Annotated in this window: 15 protein-coding genes; 4 read left to right on the top strand and 11 right to left on the bottom strand. The window is 72.0% G+C overall.

Going from position 1 to position 17,802, the window contains the following annotated elements; all coding sequences use genetic code 11:
• Window positions 1-24: 24 nt before the first annotated feature.
• From ACFXPL_RS11285 to ACFXPL_RS11250, 8 genes are all read right to left on the bottom strand, one after another.
• Window positions 25-1,635 carry an FAD-dependent oxidoreductase gene (locus ACFXPL_RS11285; RefSeq protein ID WP_384916134.1) on the bottom strand — a complete coding sequence of 537 codons (1,611 nt, stop codon included), beginning with the start codon at window positions 1,633-1,635 and terminating at the stop codon, window positions 25-27.
• Between the two features lie 123 nt (window positions 1,636-1,758).
• Entirely contained in the window at window positions 1,759-2,859 is a 1,101-nt protein-coding gene (locus ACFXPL_RS11280; RefSeq protein ID WP_384916131.1) for a LacI family DNA-binding transcriptional regulator, read from the bottom strand.
• A gap of 279 nt (window positions 2,860-3,138) precedes the next feature.
• Window positions 3,139-4,125, bottom strand: coding sequence for a DMT family transporter (locus ACFXPL_RS11275; RefSeq protein ID WP_384916128.1), 987 nt, complete (start codon window positions 4,123-4,125; stop codon window positions 3,139-3,141).
• Window positions 4,122-4,730, bottom strand: coding sequence for a TetR/AcrR family transcriptional regulator (locus tag ACFXPL_RS11270; RefSeq protein WP_384916126.1), 609 nt, complete (start codon window positions 4,728-4,730; stop codon window positions 4,122-4,124). The genes ACFXPL_RS11275 and ACFXPL_RS11270 overlap by 4 nt, the downstream gene beginning before the upstream one ends.
• Before the next feature lie 365 nt (window positions 4,731-5,095).
• Window positions 5,096-5,221, bottom strand: coding sequence for a hypothetical protein (locus tag ACFXPL_RS11265; RefSeq protein ID WP_384916123.1), 126 nt, complete (start codon window positions 5,219-5,221; stop codon window positions 5,096-5,098).
• 514 nt (window positions 5,222-5,735) lie between these two features.
• Window positions 5,736-7,679 carry an ABC transporter ATP-binding protein gene (locus ACFXPL_RS11260; protein ID WP_384916375.1) on the bottom strand — a complete coding sequence of 648 codons (1,944 nt, stop codon included), beginning with the start codon at window positions 7,677-7,679 and terminating at the stop codon, window positions 5,736-5,738.
• 352 nt (window positions 7,680-8,031) lie between these two features.
• Window positions 8,032-10,488 carry an ABC transporter permease gene (locus tag ACFXPL_RS11255; protein ID WP_384916120.1) on the bottom strand — a complete coding sequence of 819 codons (2,457 nt, stop codon included), beginning with the start codon at window positions 10,486-10,488 and terminating at the stop codon, window positions 8,032-8,034.
• A complete protein-coding gene (locus ACFXPL_RS11250; RefSeq protein WP_384916117.1) occupies window positions 10,482-11,219 on the bottom strand; it encodes an ABC transporter ATP-binding protein in 738 nt (245 codons plus the stop codon). Before ACFXPL_RS11250 ends, ACFXPL_RS11255 begins: the two co-directional genes overlap by 7 nt.
• Before the next feature lie 353 nt (window positions 11,220-11,572).
• On the opposite strand from ACFXPL_RS11250, the gene ACFXPL_RS11245 reads away from it, so the two are divergent.
• On the top strand, window positions 11,573-12,871 hold the full coding sequence (locus tag ACFXPL_RS11245) for a sensor histidine kinase (protein WP_384916114.1): 1,299 nt from the start codon (window positions 11,573-11,575) through the stop codon (window positions 12,869-12,871).
• Window positions 12,835-13,503: a response regulator gene (locus ACFXPL_RS11240; protein ID WP_384916112.1), complete on the top strand. Its 669-nt coding sequence runs from the start codon at window positions 12,835-12,837 to the stop codon at window positions 13,501-13,503. Before ACFXPL_RS11245 ends, ACFXPL_RS11240 begins: the two co-directional genes overlap by 37 nt.
• Before the next feature lie 109 nt (window positions 13,504-13,612).
• Here ACFXPL_RS11240 and ACFXPL_RS11235 read toward each other — a convergent pair whose 3' ends face one another.
• Together ACFXPL_RS11235 and ACFXPL_RS11230 are read right to left on the bottom strand one after the other, a co-directional pair.
• A complete protein-coding gene (locus ACFXPL_RS11235; protein WP_384916109.1) occupies window positions 13,613-15,067 on the bottom strand; it encodes a glyceraldehyde-3-phosphate dehydrogenase in 1,455 nt (484 codons plus the stop codon).
• A gap of 172 nt (window positions 15,068-15,239) precedes the next feature.
• Window positions 15,240-15,797, bottom strand: coding sequence for an NAD(P)H-dependent oxidoreductase (locus tag ACFXPL_RS11230; protein ID WP_384916105.1), 558 nt, complete (start codon window positions 15,795-15,797; stop codon window positions 15,240-15,242).
• A gap of 120 nt (window positions 15,798-15,917) precedes the next feature.
• Between ACFXPL_RS11230 and ACFXPL_RS11225 the strand changes: the two genes are divergently transcribed.
• A complete protein-coding gene (locus tag ACFXPL_RS11225) occupies window positions 15,918-16,565 on the top strand; it encodes a TetR/AcrR family transcriptional regulator (protein WP_384916102.1) in 648 nt (215 codons plus the stop codon).
• A 24-nt stretch (window positions 16,566-16,589) separates the two neighbouring features.
• Here the strand turns inward: ACFXPL_RS11225 and ACFXPL_RS11220 are convergent, their stop codons facing one another.
• Window positions 16,590-17,117, bottom strand: coding sequence for a MarR family winged helix-turn-helix transcriptional regulator (locus tag ACFXPL_RS11220; RefSeq protein ID WP_384916098.1), 528 nt, complete (start codon window positions 17,115-17,117; stop codon window positions 16,590-16,592).
• Window positions 17,118-17,222: 105 nt separating this feature from the next.
• Between ACFXPL_RS11220 and ACFXPL_RS11215 the strand changes: the two genes are divergently transcribed.
• Window positions 17,223-17,633 carry an organic hydroperoxide resistance protein gene (locus tag ACFXPL_RS11215; protein WP_384916095.1) on the top strand — a complete coding sequence of 137 codons (411 nt, stop codon included), beginning with the start codon at window positions 17,223-17,225 and terminating at the stop codon, window positions 17,631-17,633.
• The last annotated feature ends 169 nt before the right edge of the window (window positions 17,634-17,802 follow it).

Below are 17,802 nucleotides of genomic sequence, written 5' to 3'. Positions count from 1 at the left end.
CCTGCTTCCCGGTCTCCGGTGGATTCAGTAGCCGCGTACCTGCGGCCAGTGGCGTTCGACTCCGGCGCGGTCGAGCAGGGCGGCGAAGGTCTCGAAGCGCTTGTCCTCGGCCTGCACCTCGCGCGGTTCGACGCCTTCGTCGAGGCAATGGGCTGCGAGCGCGCCGGCGACCTCGCCGATGTTCCATTCGACGGGGTGCAGCCGGTAGCAGCCGTTGGTGATGTGGGTGGTGCCGATGTTCTTCCCGGCGGGCAGCAGGTTGCGCGTACGGCGCGGGACGAGTGCGCCGAGCGGGATCTCGAAGGGCACGGAGCCGATGTCGATGTAGTTGTCGCCGCCGGTCGAGGGGTGCAGGTCGATGCGGTAGCTGCCGACGCCGACCGAGTCCCGGTGGCGGGTGCCGCCGGTGGGGCCGACGATGTCGATCGCCACGTCCTGTTCGGTGACGGTCGTGACGGCCTTGATACGGCGGGACTCGCGCACGTACGGGGCCTTGGCGAGGCCGTCCTCGGTGCCCATGACGTCGGGGCGCAGCCGCAGCCCGGGGAAGCCGGCGCCGCCGTCGGGGCGCGGGGCCTCGGTCTGGAGCCAGTACAGGACGGACAGCGACAACTGCTTGGCCTCGCGGACCGCTTCGGCCGCGGTCTGTTCGCCGGCGCCGATCAGCGGCTTGAGCCAGTAGTCGTTGAGCGGCCAGTTGACGAGCGTGATGTCGGAGTCGAAGGAGCCGTCCTGGTGCAGCTTGCGCGCGAGGATGCGGCGGAAGCCGAAGAGTTCCTTGTCCCCGGCGTCGGCGGACTGGTCGGCGCTGACGGCGAGCGGGTCGACGTCCGGGTTCGGCACGAAGGTGCGCGGCACCGCCTCCAGGCTGCGCGGGTCGGGCGCCAGGAAACCGAGGAGCGGGCCGGGCCAGAACTCCGGGGTGTAGCTTCGCCAGAAGTCGTAGTCGGCGGGCCTCTCTGTCGTGTGGTCCTCGCCCTCGTGGTGGGAGAGCGCGAAGCAGAAGGTGATGCCCTGCTGGTTGAGCGGGTCGGCCTGCTCGGGGGCGTGCGGTTCGCCGAACTCGGCGCGGGACTCGGCGCCGAGCGCGTGCTCGACCCCGGCCAGCTCCAGCAGTTCGCCCGTCTCGGTGGCGTCGAGGACGTAGGGGGCGGTGAAGGTACGGCGGCCACCGCCGCGCAGGTCCTCCAGGGTGACGGACCGTACGGTGTCGCCCTCGGTCTCGGCGGCCACCGGGCGGTGTTCGGTGAGCAGGGTCAGCCGGCCGGCGGAACGGTACGGGGCGAGCAGGCCCTCCAACGCGGCCAGCGCGACGCGGGGTTCGGCGCACAGCTTGCTGACCCGGCCGGCGCCGGGGTTGAGTCCCGGCAGTGCGGCCGCCTCGGCGCGCAGCGGGTACCAGTCGCGGTAGTAGCCTCGAATGGCCTCGCGCAGCGCGCGGTAGGAGGCGGTGACGCCGAACTGCTCGACCCAGGGGTGCTCGTCCGGCGGGACGGCCTGCGAGGTGAGCTGGCCCCCGATCCAGTCGGTCTCCTCGGTGAGGACGACCGTACGGCCGGCGCGGCAGGCGGCCAGGGCGGCGGCGACACCGCCGAGTCCGCCGCCGACGACGAGGATGTCAGGTTGGCTGGTCACGGTTCTCCTTGTGATGCTCTGTGGTGCGTTGTGGTGCGTTGTGGTGCGTTCTGGTACGGGTGCTGCGGGCCTGCGCGTGGTGTGGGCGGCGCGGACGTCCGGGGTGCGGGGGTTTGTGGAGGGTCAGGCGCCGCGGGGCGGGGGTCCGGCCGTGGCGCCGGGCCGGAAGGGGCAGGCCACGAGGGGTTCGTCCGCCTCCTCCCCCGCGACCAAGGCGGCGAGCAACCGGACGGCGGCGGCACCGAGTTGGGGGCGGGGGATGTCGAACCCGGTGGGGACGGGGCCTGCCGCGAGATCGGCGGGCGGGCTGCCGAGCAGGGCGAGGCTCACCTCGCCGGGGCAGTCGAGGCCGGCCTCGTCGACGGCGGTGCGCAGGGCCCGCCACGGGCCGCCCGTGTCGGTCTCCTCGGCGACCAGGGCGGTCACCCCGTCGTCGAGCCACTCCCGCAGCCGTTCCGGGGTGAGCGTGCGTTCGGGGTCGGCGGTACGGAAGACCGCGTCGGGTCCTGCGGGCAGTCCGGCTTCCTCCAGCCCCTTGAGGAAGCCGTGCTCGCGGTCGGTGGAGGCGGGCGCGTCGTCGTCCTCGCGGACCAGCACGATGCGGCGGTGACCGAGCGCGGCGAGCCGGGCGACGACCTCGTGGCTGGCGCTCACGTAGTCGGCACCGACCCAGGCCAGGCCCTCCAGTTCGTCCCTGCGGCCCAGGTGGACGACGGGAAACCCGTCCCCGACCAGGCGCCGCAGTTCCTCGGTGGGCGCGTGCCGCCCCAGGAAGAGGCAGCCGTCGGCGAGCCTGACCCTGCTCAGGGCGTCCGGTCCTGCGGCCCCCGCGCCACCGGAGCTGGAGCCGGTGAAGAGCACGAGGTCGTAGCCGCGGGCCGCTGCCTCCCGCTCCACGCCGACCAGGAAGGGGTAGTACGAGTGCTGCACGTCGGTGGGGAAGGTCGCGGTGAAGCTGAAGACACCGAGCAGGTCGTTGCGCGCGGCGGCGAGCCTGCGGGCCGCCGGGTCCGGTACGTAGCCGAGACTGCGGGCCGCGTCGAGCACCTTCTGCCGGGTCTCCGGCGAGATCGCGGCGCCCTGCTTCTTGCCGCCGAGCACGAGCGAGACCGTGGCCTGCGAGACCCCGGCCAGCCGGGCCACCTCGGCCTGGCGCGGCCGTGAGGTGCGGCCCGGTGGTGTGGCGGCCCTCCCTGGCTTGGCCCGCTTGCGTGGTTGCTCCACCGGCACTCCTCCTCGGCTCGACCGTCCGTTAATGCGCATTAGTAATGCGCATTAACTGCACTTTGGGCCGCGGTGGGGCTCACGTCAAGAGGTCGAACAGGGGAGTTTTCGCCGGGCCTCGCACACCCGGGCCGACCGAGCCCACGCGTGAACTTCCGTCAGGTCCCGTGCGTACGCACGTCCGGCGCGGGCGTGAGCGCACCTCGCCAGGTCGCCACATTCCCGTTGTCCGGTTCGGATTTACGGGTCCACGGGAGAGTCACGTACGGACCCCGCTGGTCAGCCCGTGGTGACCCGCTCGGGCTCGGCGGCCTGCGTCGGGCCCGGCGTGGCAGCGGCGCGGGACCGTACGGTGAGGACGGCGAGGCAGCCGACGACCAGGACGATGCCGAACCACCCCAGGAAGGGCAGGCGCTCACCGACGACCAGGACGGCCAGGACGGCCGCGACGGCGGGTTCCAGGAGCGTGAGGGTGGTCGCGGTGCTCGCCGGGACATGGGCCAGACCCCAGCCGAAGAGGACGTAGCCGAGGAACATGGGCACCAGGGCCATGTACGCGCCGACGGCCGCGTTCGACCAGGACTCCACCAGCGGAGCACCGGTGAGCGCCAGCACGGGCAGGAGCAGCAGCCCGCCGGTCCCGAAGACGGCTCCCATCGCCGCGCCGGAGGTGATGCCTCGGCTGATCAGGCGGTGGGCCGCCCAGGAGTACAGGGCATAGGTGACTCCGGCCACCAGGCCCAGCCCCACACCGAGGACCGTGGAGCCCAGCGGCCTGAGCCCGGAGCCGTCGTGCGCGCCGGCCGCCTCGGCGGCTTCGGCCAGGCAGAGCAGTACGGTTCCGGACAGACCCAGGGCGACGCCGGTCATCCAGCGGCGGGTGAGGCGGCGTCCGTCCACCGCGCGCTCGATGACCGCCGAGGCGAGCGGGGCCGATCCGATCGACACCACGGTCCCGGCGGCCACCCCCGCCAGACGCATGCTGCTGTAGAACGCCAAGGGGTAGACCGCCACCGCCAGGGCGCCGAGCAGCAGCGCACCTCGCTGCGCCCGCAGCGCGGACGCCTGCCGGGACATGCGGCGGGCGGCGACGAGGGCCTGGAGCAGTCCGCCCATCCCCATGGCGAGGGCCCCGATCGCCAGGGGGCCCACTCCGGGGGCGAGAGTCGCGGCCGTACCCGTGGTGCCCCACAGCACCGAGGCGAGGAGAATGCACAGCGACCCGGCGCCCACCCCGGCGGATGCCTCTCGGCCGGCCCGCGTCACAGTCGATCCAGCAGGTCGGACGCCATCGCCCGGGCATGCCGCACGCGGGTGTCCCCACCCTCCAGGCCGGCCCGCGCCATCGCCCCCTCCAGCAGAAACGCCAGGTGCTCCGCGATCGCGCGCGCCTCCTCGGGCCGCTCGGGCAGGATCTCCCCGACGTGTCCGGCGAGCAGGGACTCGACCTGCTCCTTGTGCCGGCGTACCACGGACCGCCCCTCGTCCCCGGCGGGCAGCTCGGCCGCCGCGTTCAACAGACCGCAGCCGCGAAAGCCCCGCTCGTACGCGAAGGCCGCGTGATCGGCGTACGCGTCGAAGACCGCCAGCACCCCGCCCCGGCCGTCCCGCACGCCGTCCAGCCGCCGCCGGTACAGCTCCAGCCACTCCTCGTGGCGCGCGTCGAGATAGGCCATCACCAGGTCGGCCTTGGAGGAGAAGTTGTTGTACAGGCTCATCTTCGCGACGCCCGCCTCGGCGGTGATCGCGTCGATCCCCGTCGCCGTCACGCCGTCCGCGTAGAAGCGGCGCGAGGCGGCGGCGAGCAGTCGTGCCCGCGCGGCCCCGCGCCGCCTGCGGGGGCGCTCCCCCGCGGTGCCGGTGTCAGCCATCGGCCCCTCCATCACTCAATAGGTAGGTCAGTCTACCTAATCAGTGACAGGGCCGAGCGGACCCCGCTCGCACGCATCGGCCGGCACGGGGTGGCCGTCGGACTGGGCCGGACCGGCTGCGCCCATCTGTTCCTGCTCCTCATCCCGGAGGCCACCGGGAACGCCGGGATCCCGCTGATCCTCATCCTCCTGTTCATGATGGCGGCCGGCTCCTCCGAGGTCTCCGTCGGGCCGATCGGACTGTCACCGGCGACGGAGACCGGCCCGGCGACGTCCCGTTCCCAGCCGGCCGTCTCAACTTCCGGACCCTCGCGCCCGTCTCCTCGGATCAGGGCTCAAGCGCTGAGCGTGGCGTCGGGCGCGGGTCAGTTGCTGCGGCGGCTGAGGCTGTAGACGAGGATCAGCACAGCCGCCGCCATCACCAGCACGTGCAGCCACGCGGGGGCCTCGGAGGCGTCGGTGGCCAAGGTCGTCGTGAGCGAGGTCATCATGATGTCTCCTTCAACACGGCCGTCCGAGACGGAACCGCGTTCGTCGTGTGTGTCCTTGCCGCGCCGGAACGGGCCCGGATCGGGCCCGTCGTCGGCGTACGGAGGACGCGCTTCGGGTCACAGTGCCGCGTGGAGTGGGGTCCGGCCGCTGCCGGTCGGGGCGCCGCACGTCGCCGACGCCCGCCACGCGCGGGGCCGGCGGTGCCGGACCGGGCAGCATGGCGTTCACCGACGTGACGGCTCCGCTCGACACGATGTCGGCGGCACGGGTCAGGAAGGCGATGACCATCAGTACGCGACTGTCCCGACATGACCGACTCCTCCGGCGGTTGATATGCGGGTGCCCCCGAATCGTGACGGCAGACCTGTTCCCGCTCAGTCCGGTCACCGGTCGACGCGCGCGGCGATCCGGACGTCCAGGGCGTCCTCGCCGTCCGTGGGAGGTGGCCGTGGACGCGTGCAGGACAACTGCGGGTGGGTGAGGTGGCCGTGGGGACCGCTGTCGGCCGGACGGTTACGTCGCCGGGGCCACCGACGGCGAGAGGGACGAACCGTCCTCACCCGGCGGCGCGGGGACCGCCCGGTCGCGCGCGTCGCCCGGCGTCCCGTTCTCGAACTGCGTGCGGTACAGCTCCGCGTACCGCCCCTCCGCGGCGAGGAGTTCTTCGTGCGTGCCCCGTTCGACGATCCGGCCGTCCTCGACCACGAGGATCAGATCGGCGGCCCGTACGGTGGAGAGCCGGTGCGCGATCACGACGGCGGTACGGCCTTCCAGGGCCTCGGCGAGCGCTGCCTGCACCGCCGCCTCGGAGGTGTTGTCGAGGTGCGCGGTCGCCTCGTCGAGGATCACGACACGCTGCCGGGCGAGCAGCAGCCGGGCGATGGTCATGCGCTGGCGTTCGCCGCCGGAGAGCCGGTAGCCGCGCTCACCGACGACGGTGGCGAGCCCGTCGGGCAACGAGCGGACGAGACTGTCGAGGCGGGCCCTGCGCAGGACGTCCCACAGCTCGTCGTCGGTGGCTCCGGGCCGGGCGAGGAGCAGGTTGGCGCGGACGGACTCATGGAAGAGATGGCCGTCCTGGGTGACCATGCCGAGCGTGGCGCGCAGGGATTCGGCGGACAGGTCGCGTACGTCGACACCGCCGATGCGGACGGTGCCCGCGTCCGTGTCGTACAGGCGCGGGAGGAGTTGCGCGATGGTCGACTTGCCCGCGCCCGACGAGCCCACGAGGGCGACCGTCCGGCCGGGCTCGGCGCGGAAGGAGATGCCGTGCAGCACCTCGGCGCCGCCGCGGGTGTCGAGCGAGGCGACCTCTTCCAGTGAGGCGAGGGAGACCTTGTCGGCGGAGGGGTAGCCGAAGCGTACGGCGTCGAACTCGACGGAGACGGGCCCGTCGGGGACCGGCCGGGCGTCGGGTCGCTCCGCGACGAGGGGGCGGAGGGCGAGGACCTCGAAGACCCGCTCGAAGCTGACGAGGGCGCTCATCACCTCGACGCGGGCGCCGGCGAGCGCGGTCAGCGGCGCGTAGAGGCGGACGAGGAGGAGGGAGAGCGCGACCACGGCGCCGGGTTCGAGGCTGCCGCGCAGGGCGTAGGAGCCGCCGAGCCCGTAGACGAGTGCCAGGGCCAGGGCGGAGACGAGGGTCAGGGCGGTGATGAACGTGGACTGCGCCATGGCCGTACGGACCCCGATGTCCCGTACTCTGCGGGCGCGCGCCGCGAACTCGGCGGACTCGTCGTCGGGCCGCCCGAACAGCTTGATCAGGGTGGCGCCCGGTGCCGAGAACCGCTCGGTCATCCGGTTGCCCATCGCGGCGTTGAGGTCGGCCGCCTCCCGCTGAAGCCGCGCCATACGGGTGCCCATCCGGCGCGCGGGCACCACGAACACGGGCAGCAGGACGAGCGCGAGGAGCGTGATCCGCCAGGAGAGGGTGAGCATCACGGCGAGGGTCAGCAGCAGTGTCACCACATTGCTGACGACACCGGAGAGTGTGTTGCTGAAGGCGCGCTGTGCGCCGATCACGTCGTTGTTGAGCCGGCTGACGAGGGCCCCGGTGCGGGTACGGGTGAAGAAGGCGACGGGCATGCGCTGGACGTGGTCGAAGACCGCGGTCCGCAGATCCAGGATCAGCCCCTCGCCGAGGGTGGCGGAGAGCCGGCGGCCGAGGAGGCCCAGGCCGGCCTCGGCGAGGGCGATGAGCGCGATGAGCAGGGCGAGCCGGACCACGATCCGCTCGTCGCCGCCGGACACGATCGCGTCGACGACGCGGCCGGCGAGGACGGGTGTGGCCACCGCGAGCAGCGCGGTGGCCACACCGAGCAGGACGAACTGGATGATGCCCCGGCGGTGGGGCCTGGCGAAATCGGCGATCCCGCGGAGGGTGGCACGGGCGAACGGCTGGTTCCCGGGGCGGGCGTTCATGACGTTCTGCAACTGCGTCCAGGCTGTGGTCTCCATACTCATGGGAGGACCGTAGAACCTCAAGTGACGTTGAGGTCAATCGTGGTCGCCGGAACTCCGCCCGGGTACGGAGAGCCGCTGTCAGCCGTGGTCCGGGCGGAGCCCGCGGTTCGTGCCGGAGCGGTCGATGTCCAGGTCCATCGGGGCCGTCAGGGAGGTGCCGCTGTTCCAGAAGCCGAACAGGTGGACGCCGAAGAGCACCAGGCCGTGCCGGGCCGCGAAGGCACGGGCCCCACGGCCAGGACGACCGGCACCGTTCCCGTTCCCATGCGCGGTCCCCTCGCCTGAAGCGGCTGTCCGTGTGCTCCACAACTCCCCGTCCGACCGCGGGCCTATCCGGGTGAGCCGGTCATTCCCGTACGCCGGTCGGCTCCACCGCCCCTCGGCGCAGGGCGAGTCCGGCCGGGACGACCGCCGAGACCACGGCGAGCACCACGCAGATGCCCACGGTCGCGCCGAGTGCCGTCCACGGGATCTCGATCGGCGTCCACACCGCGAGCAGGGCCAGCGCGCTCCACATGCCCATCAGGTTGAGGGCGGCGACCGACGCTCCCAGCATCGCGCCGACCACGACCACCATCAGCGCCTCGGCGGCCACCAGACGCAGCACCTGCCCCTTGGCGGCTCCGGCCAGCCGCAGCACGGCCAGGTCGCGGACCCGGTCGGAGGTCGCCATGACCATGGTGTTGGCGAGCGAGATGCCGGTGTACAGCAGGGCGATGCCGAGGACCAGCAGGAGGCCCATCCGCGTGGTGCGGTTGGTCTCGGGGTACGTCGCCCGTACCCACTGCCGCGGAGTGAGCACTTCCCCGCCGGACGCGCGGGCCGCGTCCCGCACTCCGGCGCCCACAGCGGACGCGTCGGCGCCGTCCGCGACGCGCACGTCGGCCCGGTCGACGGGCGCGTTCGGCGCGTTGCGCGGGGTGATGTAGACGCCGTTGCCGCCGGTGCCGACCGCCATGACCGCGGCGATCGTCAGGGACTTCCTCGCTCCGTCACCGAGCCACACCTCCACACGCTGCCCCACCGAGTGCCGCTCCCACTCCTCGTTGACGATGATCGAACCGTCGTCCAGGTCGCTCACCTTCCCCGCGACGAGCGGGAGTTGGAGAGTGCGGGTGAGCAGGCGGGGGTCGGCGGCGCGGGCCTCGGACGTGACCAGCGCCACGCCCTCCTCCCGTACGTACACGGCGCTCGCCCTGGTCGCGGAGACCTCGGCGCCGGGCACGGCGCGCAGCCTGTCCAGCGTCACGTCGTCGAAGCCCACGTCGCCCGCCGGGGTGACCACGAAGTCGGCGGTCATCCGCTCACGTACCTCGGTGGCCTTCGCCCCGTTGAGCGTGGCGGTGGCGCCCAGCAGCGAGCCCGCCAGAGCGACCGTGACCAGGACGGGCGCCGCGACGGCGGCGGTGCGCCGGACACCGGCGGCGGCGTTCTCCCGCACCAGGAGCCCCGTGGCGCCGGGAAGCCGGGACGGCGGCCAGGCGATCAGCCGGATCAGCGGGCGCGCCAGCGCCGGCGCGAGCAGGGCCACGGCGGTGATCAGCAGCATCGGCCGGCTCACATAGGTTTTACGGTGCAGCAGGTCGCCCGGGTCCGCCATCAGGACCAGGGCCAGTGTCACGACAGCGGTCAGCAGCAGGGCCCCGCCGAGCAGCCGGCGGCCCGGTGTCATCGCCCGGGTGTCCACGGACGACTCGCGCAGCGCCTCGGCGGGGCCGGTCCGCCCGGCCCGCCAGGACGCGGCCAGCGCTCCGCACACCGCCACGAGCAGGCCCGTCCAGAAGGCCATGTGGTACGGCCAGGTGTGGTCGCCGAGGGTGAACCAGCGCGGCGCGAGGTCTTCGTCGACCGCCCACCGGGCGAGCTTCGGCGCCCCGTGGTGGCCGAGCGCGCAGCCGGTCGCCGAGGCGAGCACACCGACCAGAAGCGCCTCGCAGACGACCATGCGGCGTATCTGCCCCGGGGTCGCTCCGGCCGTACGCAGCAGCCCGAACTCGCGGCGGCGCTGGGCGACCGCGAAGGCGAAGGTCGACGCCACCACGAACACCGACACGAATCCGGTGACACCGCCGGCCGTGCCGAACAGGGCGTTCATCGCGGTGAGGGCGTCGCTGTCGCGCTCGGGATCGGCGTCGGCGAACCGGCGGGCGTCGCCGGTGAGGACCCGGACACCGCCCCTGCCACCCACCGCCTCACGCACGGCCGACGCGCCTGCCTCGACAACGAGTTGGACGCTGCGGGGTGCCAACTCGGCGGCGCGGGCGTCAGTGTGGAAGACGGCGTTCTCGAAGCCGGCTCCGGCCACGGTGCCGACGACGCGTACGGTACCGGCGTCGGTCCGTACCCGAGTGCCCGGCCGGGCCCAGTCGCCGCTGACGACGATCTCGTCTGCGGCCTTCGGCGCCCGTCCCGCGTCGAGCCGGTACGGCGCGAAAGCGGCGACGGACCAGGGGTGGCCCACCAGATCGCCCGGGCCGCCCCGGGCGCGTACGGTGAACGAACGGTCCTCGACCACGGTGCCGAGGTCCTTCAGTTTCGCGATGACATCGTCCGGCACGGCGCGCGGCTGCGCGAGTTTCCGGCTGCGGTCGCCGGTCGGGGTGGGTACGCGCAGGGTGTCCATGCCCTTGACGACGACCGGTGCCGCGGCGAACCGTTCGGGCTTGCGGTCGGGTGCCTCCAGCGAGGACGCCAGGGCGAGCCCCATGACGGCGATCAGCGCCACACCCAGCGCGAGCGCGACGAAGCTGCCGGCGAATGTGACCCAGCGGACGCGCAGGGTGTGCAGGGCGGTGCTCAGCACGGCCGGGCCTCCAGCCTGGTCATGCGTGCGGCGATGTCCTCGGCGCCCGCACCGGTCAGTTCACCGTTGACGCGGCCGTCGACGAGGAAAACCACGCGGTCGGCGTAGGAGGCGGCGACCGGGTCGTGGGTGACCATGATGACCGTCTGGCCCTCGCGGTCGACCATGCCACGCAGCAGGGTGAGGACTTCGCGGCCGGTCCCCGAGTCGAGGGCGCCGGTCGGTTCGTCGCCGAAGAGCACGTCGGGGCGGGTGATCAGGGCGCGGGCGAGGGCGACCCGCTGCTGCTGGCCGCCGGACATCTCCGCCGGCCTGTGGCGCGTCCGCCCGCCCAATCCGACCTGTTGGAGTACGTCGTGGACCCGGGCCCTGGAGGGACGGTGGCCGGCCAGCCGCAGGGGCAGGGCCACGTTCTGCTCGGCGGTCAGTGCGGGGAGCAGGTTGAACGATTGGAACACAAAGCCGATGTGTTCTCGGCGCAGTAGGGTCAACCTGGTCTCGCTCAGCCCGGTCAGCTCGGTCCTGCCGACGGTGACCAGTCCGGATGTGGGCCGGTCGAGGCCCGCGGCGCACTGCAGCAAGGTCGACTTGCCGGAGCCGGACGGGCCCATCACGGCGGTGAACGTCCCTTTCGGGAAGGTGAGCGACACCTGGTCGAGGGCGGTGACAGACATCCCGCCCGTGCCGTAGCGCCGGGTTACTGAGCGCAGTTGGACCGCGTCGGTGGTCATGCGATTCCCGTCGTGTCGATGTCGGTCCTCCCGCGCCACCTGGGCGAGAGGGAAGTGCCGGGAGACGGCGGTGGTGCGGGCCGTTCCAGGAGTGGCCGGGCGCCGGGGCGGTACGGGGACGCCGGGGTGTTCAGTACGTCCGGAACACCCCGGCAGGCCAGGACGCCGTCGGGCGTCGCCTCCTTCGTCTCCGTGCTGCCTCCACGAAACCGCGAACGCGCCGCGGGCGCAGTGCGGCAGGGGTGACACATGAGGTAGGGCCAGGCCTACCCCACGGTGTCGGTCCAGCTCACCCGCGATCCGTGCCCTGGGCGGATGGCACCGGACGGCTTCGCCCTCCTACGGTGATCCCCATGCACCCTCGGAATGTGTGGCAGGCCATGTCCCGGCCGGGCTTCCTGCTGTCCGGCTGGCCCTGGCGCTCCGTCGCGTACCTGCTCACCGGGGCGGTGACCGGCGTTGTCGTCCTGGTGGTGACCGTTGCGGTGGTAGTGGTCTGCGGCGCGCTCACCCTTGCCGTGGTGGGGCTTCCGCTGTTCGTCGTGGTCATCCTCGGCGGGATCCCGGTGGCCTGGGCGGAGCGGTGGAGACTGCGCCTGGTCGACCACGACCCGGTGTCGACCCCACACCAGCAGCCGGCCGCGCCGGGGTTGTGGCCCTGGCTGACGACCCGGCTGCGCGAGCAGGCGACCTGGCGGGAGTTGGGATACGCACTGCTGTTCGCCGCTCTGCTGTGGCCGGTCGACGCCCTGGCGATCACGGTGGCCCTGTTCCTGCCGGTGTCCGTGATCGCCACCCCGTTGCTGATGGCCACGGTCGGTGAGGGGCAGGAGGCCAAGGTACTCAAACAGTGGACGGTCACCACCTGGCCGACCGCGTTCGGCGTCGCCGCGCTGGGCCTGCTCCTTCTGGGCCTGTGCTGTTACGTGCTCGGGGTCGTGGCGGGCGCGCGCGCCGCGCTGGCCCGGCTGCTGATCGCCTCTCGCGAGGGCGAGTTGGGCGCCAGGGTGGTCGAACTGGCGAACTCCCGTTTCCGGTTGGTGGACGCCTTCGAGGCAGAGCGGCGCCGCATCGAGCGCGATCTGCACGACGGCGCCCAACAGCGGCTGGTGGCCCTGACGATGGCCCTCGGCCTGGCTCGGCTGGACGCGCCGCCAGGACCACTCGCCGATCAGCTCGTCGCGGCTCACGGGGAGGCCGGCAAGGCGCTCGCGGAGCTGCGCGAGCTCATCCATGGCATCCACCCCAAGGTCCTCGCGGACTACGGCCTGCCGGCCGCGGTCGCCGACGCCGCGGACCGCTCGGTGGTCCCGGTCGACGTCGAGCTCGAACTGCCTGGCCGGCTGCCCCGGTCGGTCGAGTCAGCGGCGTACTTCGTGGTCTGCGAAGCGCTCACCAACGTCGCCAGGCACAGCGGGGCCGGGCGCGCCCGGGTGAGCGGGGATCACCGTGAAGGCCGCCTGGTCCTCCAGGTGCGCGACGACGGACGGGGCGGCGCCGACGCCGCGGCGGGCAGCGGGCTCACCGGTCTCGCGGACCGGGTGTCGGTTCTGGATGGCAGACTTGCCCTGTCCAGTCCGCCGGGTGGACCGACCCTGCTGCACGTGGAGTTTCCTTGCGAGTTGACCGAGGCCGCCGACCGCTGCGCGTAGTGCTGGCCGAGGACAGCGTGCTGTTGCGGGAAGGGCTCATCAGCCTGCTCGGCCGCTGCGGTCACGAGGTGGTGGCGGCTGTCGGGGACGCGGAGGCGCTGGTCGCCGCGGTCGAGGAGCACGCTCCCGACATCGTGGTGACGGACGTCCGCATGCCGCCCGGTTTCCAGGACGAGGGGCTGCACACGGCGGTACGGCTGCGGGAGAAACGGCCCACGCTGCCGGTCCTGGTCCTCAGCCAGTACGTGCAACGGGCGTACGCCTCGGAGCTCCTGGACTCCGGTGACGGTTCCGGGGTCGGCTATCTGCTGAAGGACCGCGTCGGCCAGGTCGAGGAGTTCGTCGACGCGCTGCACGAGGTCGCGAACGGCGGAACAGTGGTCGACCCTGAGGTGGTACGCCAACTCCTGCGCCGCCGCCGCGATCCGCTGGAACGGCTCACCCCGCGTGAGCGGGAGGTGCTGGCGTTGATCGCGGAGGGCAGGTCCAACGGATCGATCGCCAGGGAACTGGTGGTCTCCGAGGCCGCGATCGGCAAACACATCAGCGGGATCCTGACCAAGCTGGACCTGCCTCCGGCGGACGAGACCCACCGCAGGGTGCTGGCTGTCCTGGCCTATCTGCGGGCCTGACCGGGGAGGCAGCGCCAAGGGGTGAGGACCGCGGCTGTCCTCCCGAACGTCCCGTCGGGCCGGCTCCGCCGCGAACAGCGTCGGGTACGGGGCCGGCCCTCCGGCGCGATCAGGCCGCGGGGGCCGGGTAGGTCGGGTACTCGACCCCGGAGACGTGCTGGACGACGCGGATGACCTGGCAGGAGTAGCCGAACTCGTTGTCGTACCAGAGGTAGAGGATCGCGTTGTCGCCGTCGACCTTGGTGGCGCCGGCGTCGACGATCGAGGCGTGGCGGGATCCTATGAAGTCGCTCGACACCGCGTCGGGGGCGCTGATGAAGTCGATCTGGCGCTTGAGCGGCGAGGTCAGCGAGACCTCGCGGAGGTGGTCGAGCACTTCCTCGCGGGTGGTCTCGCGGGCGAGGCGCAGGCTGAGGATCGCGATCGAGACGTCCGGCACCGGGACCCGGATCGAGCTGCCGGTGATGGTTGCCTTGAGGTCGGGCAGCGCCTTGGCGACGGCGGAGGCGGCGCCGGTCTCGGTGATGACCATGTTGAGCGCCGCCGAGCGGCCACGGCGGTCGGAGCCGTGGTAATTGTCCAGCAGGTTCTGGTCGTTGGTGAACGAGTGGACGGTCTCCACGTGGCCGCGCAGGACGCCGTACTCGTCGGCCATCGCCTTCAGCGGCGGGACGATCGCGTTGGTGGTGCAGGACGCGCAGGACAGGATCCGCTCGTCCGCCTTGATCGTGTCGTGGTTGACGCCGTGGACGATGTTGGGGACGTCGCCCTTGCCCGGTGCGGTCAGGACGACCTTGGCGATGCCGGGGCGCAGGTGCTTCGACAGGCCCTCGCGGTCACGCCACTTGCCGGTGTTGTCGATGAGGATGGCGTCCTTGATTCCGTACGCCGTGTAGTCCACCGACGTCGGGTCGTCGGAGTAGATCACCTTGATCTCGTTGCCGTTGGCGATGATCCTGCCGTTGGCCTCGTCGACGCTGATCGTGCCCTGGAACTGGCCGTGGATGGAGTCACGGCGCAGCAGCGAGGCGCGCTTGACGAGGTCGTCTGCGGCCTGGCCGGAGCCCTTGCGGACGACGACCGCGCGCAGCCGCAGGCCGTTGCCGGAGCCGGCCTTCTCGATGAGCAGGCGGGCGAGGAGACGGCCGATGCGGCCGAACCCGTAGAGGACGACGTCGCGCGCTTCGCGGCGCTCGATCTTGTGGACGCCCATGGCGCCGGCGACGGCTTCGGCGGTGAACTCCTCGACCGGGAGACCGCGGTCGTCGCTCTTGTACGTGGCGGCGAGCATGCCGATGTCGATCTGGGAAGGGCCGAGATCGAGCGTGGTGAGCGCGTCCAGGAAGGGCAGTGTGTCGGTGACGGACAGTTCCTCACCGGCGATCTGCCGGGCGAACCGGTGGGTCTTGAGGATGCTGACCACCGACTTGTTGACCAAGGAGCGGCTGTGCAGCAGGACGGTGACGTCCCGGTCGCGGTGCAGCTTCCCGATGGTCGGGATCATCGACTCCGCGATCCTCTCGCGGTTGTTCCAGTTGGTGAACGAGTCCTCATTGACAGTCACAGGCACATCTTTCGAGCTAGGCGGCGCTCATATGTTAACCCACCCTTCTTTCGATCATTTGAACGGTGTCGGCCGGACCCGCGCAGACGTCCGCACCGGCGCCTTCCGGGGGATACGACGCTGCCCCGCACCGGATTCCGGAGCGGGGCAGTGCGGGTGGAGAGGTGTCAGCTCAGGCGGCCACGGGGGCGGCGGAGGCGAGCTGAGCGAGGATCGCGGGAAGCTGCTCGGCGACCTCGGCGTCGTCCTGGGGGTGCAGCTCGGCGAAGCGGACCACGGAGCCGGGGATGGAGAGCTTGGCGTCGGCCAGGACGGCGCTGCCCGCGATACCGAGGGACTTCCGGGTCTCGTCCTGGGCCCAGACGCCACCGAACTGGCCGAAGGCGGTGCCGACGACGGCGGCAGGCTTGCCGCTCAGCGCGCCGGCGCCGTAGGGACGGGACAGCCAGTCGATGGCGTTCTTCAGCACGGCGGGGATGGTCCCGTTGTACTCGGGCGAGAACAGCAGGAACGCGTCCGCCCGACCGGCGGCCTCACGCAGGGCGGCGGCGGCAGCGGGGACGCCGCCCTCGACGTCGACGTCCTCGTTGTAGAAGGGGACATCCCCGAGACCGTCGAAGAGCACGACCTCGACCCCCTCGGGGGCGTGCTTGACGGCCGCCTCGGCGAGCTGACGGTTGTGCGAACCGGCACGCAGGCTGCCGACGAGGGCAAGGACACGTACAGACATGATGAGCTCCTGAGGGTGCTGAGGCATATGGAACCGGACCTCGGTCCGGTTCGCCTCTGCCATTTAACACTCCAAGCGGACCGGGGTCCACTTTCCCGGTCTCCCCGTTACAGTAGGTTCATGAATGCGCACAGCGCCCCACAGGAGAGGCGATCACCAGGGCTGCGGGAGCTGACCGTCCTCGGCCAGCCCGCCCGGGAACGCTCGGACGCCGCGCACAACCGGGCCCGGCTGCTCGACGCCGCCACCTCGCTCGTGCGTGAGCTGGGCGCGAGGAACGTCACCATGGAGGCGGTGGCCTCGGCCGCGAAAGTGGGCAAGGGCACACTGTTCCGCCGCTTCGGGGACCGTGAGGGACTCATGCGGGCGCTGGTCGACCACGCCGAGCAGGAGTACCAGCGGGCATTCCTGAGCGGACCTCCCCCACTGGGACCGGGCACGGCGGCGTCCGAGCGGCTGGCCGCGTTCGGCGCGAGCACGATCTGCCACACGCTCGACCACCTGGACCTCTACCTCGCCGCCGAGCCCTGCGTCGAGCGGCGGCATCTCATCCCCGCCTCCACGGTCAGGCTGACGCATGTGACGACGCTGCTGCGCCAAGCGGGCGCGAGCGGGGACGTCGAGGCTCTCGCCCACGCGCTTCTCGGCTATCTCGACACGGCGCTGCTCCACCATCTCCACGTCCGGCGAGGGTTCTCCCGCGCCCGGATCGAGAAGGGCTGGCGGGAGCTGGCCGACCGGGCGGTGCTCGCGGCACCGGGCGCGTAAGCACCCAGGAGGACACCGGGGGACTCAGGCGTGGGACGCGCCCGGGTCCCCCGGCTCCGTACCGCACCCCGGGCCGTCGTCGAACTCCGCCGTGTCCAGCGCGCGGGTGAGCCGGTCCAGCCGGGACCGCAGGCCGTCGATCTCGTCGAGGTCGAAACCGGTGGCCGCGACGATCCTGCGCGGCACGCTCAGCGCGCTCTCCCGCAGGTCGGCCCCCCGCTCCGTGAGGTGGACCCGTACCGACCGCTCGTCGCGGGCGTCGCGTTCACGCCGGACGAACCCGGCGCTCTCCATCCGCTTGAGCAGGGGGGAGAGCGTGCCGGAGTCGAGCCGCAGATACCCGCCCAGCTCCTTGACCGGAAGCGTGCCGTGCTCCCACAGCACGAGCATGACCAGGTACTGCGGATAGGTGAGCCCGAGGTCCTTGAGCAACACCCGGTAGAGGCCGCCGAAGGCGCGCGAGGCGGCGTTCAGGGAGAAGCAGATCTGCCGGTCCAGACGGAGGAAGTCCCCGTCGGACACGGAAGGGGTCGGCGTCGGCGTCACGGTCATGGACCCAGGGTACCGGTCACCCCATTCAGTTGTGCACAACTGAATTGTGTACTCTAATGGTGGCGGCGGCACACCAGGCCGCCGACGACGAGAGGGATGGTTTCGATGGACGCGCTGTACACCGCTGTGGCGACCGCCAACGGCCGGGAGGGCCGTGCCGTCAGCTCCGACGGCCGCCTGGACCTCCCGCTGGCCATGCCGCCCGCGCTGGGAGGCAACGGCGAGGGCACCAACCCGGAGCAGCTCTTCGCCGCCGGCTACGCGGCCTGCTTCGCCAGCGCGCTCGGACTGGTCGGCAGCAAGGCGAAGGTCGACACCAGCGACGTGTCGGTGACCGCCGAGGTCGGCATCGGCAAGGACGGGACGAGCTTCGGCCTCAGCGTCACCCTGCGGGTCGAGCTGCCCGACTCGCTCGCGGGCGAGACCGGTGAACTCCTGGTCAAGCAGGCCCACGAGGTCTGCCCCTACTCCAAGGCGACCCGGGGCAACATCCCGGTCGAGCTCGTCGTCGAGTAGTCGAGCAGACGGGCAACCGAGCAGTCGGACAGTCGGACAGTCGGACAACCGTTGCGCCAGGCGCCGTGGGGGGCCCCGAAAGCGGACGGGGGGCCCCCCGGGGGGTGGGGCCCGGGGCGGGGGGGTTGTAAAAACAGTAGCGGCCCACCAGCAAAGTGTGGGTTTTAAT

Origin of the sequence: Streptomyces sp. NPDC059092 (assembly GCF_042756365.1) — a bacterium.
Classification (GTDB): domain Bacteria; phylum Actinomycetota; class Actinomycetes; order Streptomycetales; family Streptomycetaceae; genus Streptomyces.
This window is presented reverse-complemented; position numbering and strand designations above follow the sequence as displayed.